Source organism: Streptomyces sp. XM83C, assembly GCF_023072675.1.
Lineage (GTDB): Bacteria > Actinomycetota > Actinomycetes > Streptomycetales > Streptomycetaceae > Streptomyces > Streptomyces thermocoprophilus.
Genome location: NZ_JALLGL010000479.1, coordinates 1 through 3,016 on the forward strand (window position 1 = coordinate 1; position 3,016 = coordinate 3,016).

At 69.1% G+C, this 3,016-nt stretch carries 2 protein-coding genes and 1 pseudogene; 1 reads left to right on the plus strand and 2 read right to left on the minus strand.

From position 1 onward, the window contains the following. Nucleotides 1–558: pseudogene (locus MTQ10_RS29455) on the plus strand (RNA polymerase subunit sigma-24); the annotation flags it as partial. Nucleotides 559–635: 77 nt separating this feature from the next. On the opposite strand, the gene sucD reads toward MTQ10_RS29455, so the two are convergent. Both sucD and sucC read right to left on the minus strand, forming a co-directional pair. After that, entirely contained in the window at nt 636–1,520 is an 885-nt protein-coding gene (sucD, locus tag MTQ10_RS29460; RefSeq protein ID WP_247473463.1) for a succinate--CoA ligase subunit alpha, read from the minus strand. 21 nt (nt 1,521–1,541) lie between these two features. Continuing rightward, nucleotides 1,542–2,723: an ADP-forming succinate--CoA ligase subunit beta gene (gene sucC / locus MTQ10_RS29465; protein ID WP_247473466.1), complete on the minus strand. Its 1,182-nt coding sequence runs from the start codon at nt 2,721–2,723 to the stop codon at nt 1,542–1,544. Nucleotides 2,724–3,016: the final 293 nt, after the last annotated feature.

Sequence of the window (3,016 nt, forward strand, 5' to 3'; positions counted from 1 at the left end):
CAGTACGTCCATCAGCACCCGGCCGCGCCCGCCGACCGGGTGCTGATGGACGTACTGATGGATCTGCCGCCTTCGTACCGGCGCACCCTGCTCCTGCACGACGGTGTCGGCCTCGGCCTGCCGGAGACCGCCGCGGAGACGGAGGCGAGCACGCCCGCCGCTGCGGGCCGTCTGCTGCACGCCCGGGAAGCCGTCGCCGCCCGGCTGCCGGAGCTTTCCGACCCGGCGGAACTGCACCGGCGGCTGACAGCGCTGGCCTCCGCCGAACGGCTGCGCGCCCCGAAACCGCCCGTCGTGCGCTTCGGCAGCGAACGCCGTGCCCGTTTCTGGACGCGGGCGGCGATCGCCTTCACGGTCGCCCTGGTCGGCGCGACGGCCCTGACGCTGCGGACGGCGCCCACACGGTACGAGCCGCCGGTGCCGCCCGGTGAGGCGGTGCGCGGCGTCCCGCCGAAGTCGGCGCCGGGCCCGCTGTCGGCGGAGGAGGTCGCGCTGCGGGCCAAGCTCCGCGGTGAGACGGTCAAGGGTCCGCCGCGGCTCGTGCCGCGCGCCGAGTGAGCCGGGGCCGTGCATACGGCGGTGGGCCCGCCCCCTCGCGGGGAACGGGCCCACCGGCGCGTTCAGGCTGTGGCCGCTCAGCCGGCGAGGATCTCGCGGGCCAGCTTGGCCGTCTCGGTCGGCGTCTTGCCGACCTTGACGCCGGCGGCCTCGAGGGCCTCCTTCTTGGCCTGTGCGGTGCCGGAGGAGCCGGAGACGATGGCGCCGGCGTGGCCCATGGTCTTGCCCTCGGGCGCGGTGAAGCCCGCGACGTAGCCGACGACCGGCTTGGTCACGTTGTCCTTGATGAAGGCCGCGGCCCGCTCCTCGGCGTCGCCGCCGATCTCACCGATCATCACGATCAGGTCGGTGTCGGGGTCGTCCTGGAACGCCTTCAGCGCGTCGATGTGCGTGGTGCCGATGATCGGGTCACCGCCGATACCGACGCAGGTGGAGAAGCCGATGTCACGCAGCTCGTACATCATCTGGTACGTCAGCGTGCCGGACTTCGACACCAGGCCGATACGGCCCGGCTTGGTGATGTCGGCCGGGATGATGCCGGCGTTCGACTGGCCGGGGGTGATCAGGCCGGGGCAGTTCGGGCCGATGATGCGGGTCTTGTTGCCCTTCTTGCCGGCGTACGCCCAGAAGGACGCCGTGTCGTGCACGGCGACGCCCTCGGTGATGACGACGGCGAGCGGGATCTCGGCGTCGATGGCCTCGACGACCGCGTCCTTGGTGAACTTCTCCGGGACGAAGATGACCGTGACGTCGGCGCCCGTCTTGTCGATGGCCTCCTTGACGGAGCCGAAGACCGGTACCTCGGTGCCGTCGAAGTCGACCGTCTGGCCGGCCTTGCGCGGGTTCACGCCGCCGACGATGTTGGTGCCGGACGCCAGCATGCGCTTGGTGTGCTTCTGGCCCTCGGAGCCGGTCATGCCCTGGACGATGACCTTGGATTCCTTGGTGAGGAAGATAGCCATGGTGTTCTGTGACCTCGTCCCTTACTTCGCGGCAGCAGCCAGCTCGGCGGCCTTGTCGGCCGCGCCGTCCATGGTGTCCACACGCTGCACGAGCGGGTGGTTGCGGTCGTCGAGGATCTTCCGGCCCAGCTCGGCGTTGTTGCCGTCGAGACGGACGACCAGCGGCTTGGTGACTTCCTCGCCCTTGCTCTCCAGCAGCTCCAGGGCCTGGACGATACCGTTCGCGACGGCGTCGCAGGCGGTGATGCCACCGAACACGTTGACGAAGACGGACTTGACGTCCGGGTCGCCGAGGATGATCTCCAGGCCGTTCGCCATGACCTCGGCGGAGGCGCCGCCGCCGATGTCGAGGAAGTTGGCGGGCTTGACGCCGTTGTGGTTCTCACCGGCGTACGCGACGACGTCCAGGGTGCTCATGACGAGACCCGCGCCGTTGCCGATGATGCCGACCTCGCCGTCGAGCTTGACGTAGTTGAGGCCCTTCTCCTTGGCTGCCGCCTCGAGCGGGTTGGCGGCGGCCTTGTCGTGGAGCGCCTCGAAGTCGGGGTGACGGAACTCGGCGTTGTCGTCGAGGGACACCTTGCCGTCGAGGGCGATGACCTCGCCGGAGGCGACCTTGGCCAGCGGGTTGACCTCGACCAGCAGGGCGTCTTCCTTGATGAAGACGTCCCACAGCTTCACGAGGACGTTCACGACCTTGTCGGCGACCTCGGCCGGGAACTTGGCGGCCTCGACGATCTCGCGGGCCTTGGCCTCGTCCACACCGTCGATGGCGTCGATCGCGATCTTGGCGACGGCCTCGGGGCGGGTGGCCGCCACCTCTTCGATCTCCATGCCGCCCTCGACGGAGGCGATGGAGAGGAAGGTGCGGTTCGCACGGTCGAGGAGGAAGGAGACGTAGTACTCCTCGACGATCTCCGGAGCGGTCTCGGCGATCATGACCTTGTGGACCGTGTGGCCCTTGATGTCCATGCCGAGGATGTCCGTCGCGCGGGCGACGGCCTCGTCCGGGGTGGCGGCGAGCTTGACACCGCCGGCCTTGCCGCGACCACCGACCTTCACCTGCGCCTTGACGACGGACTTGCCGCCCAGACGCTCGGTGATCTCGCGCGCCGCCTCAGGCGTGTCGATGACTTCACCGGCCAGCACCGGTACATCGTGCTTGGCGAAGAGGTCCCTCGCCTGGTACTCGAACAGGTCCACGCGCTTCCGTCCCTATCAGTGATCTCGCGGTTCGTTGGATGCGTGGGCGTGCCGCGAAGGGCAACGTGACGTCCGCTTGTCACAAGGGAGGCGCACACGGTGTCCGAGCGCGCGGCATGTCCGTCTCGCAGGTTATCGCCGTGGGGCGGACCTCTCTAAATCGCATCTCACACGTGAGCGGTGATACCTGTCACACGATGCCGGTTTCCACCCTGATGCCCGGCACTGCGTGCCGCGCGGGGGCGGGGGGCTGTCTCTTTTACCCATCTCCGAGCCCACGAGACTACGCTGCA

What these genes read in the sequence shown, in the direction of transcription:
- sucD (WP_247473463.1), bottom strand. Translation starts at nt 1,520, where the DNA reads ATGGCTATCTTCCTCACCAAGGAATCCAAGGTCATCGTCCAGGGCATG.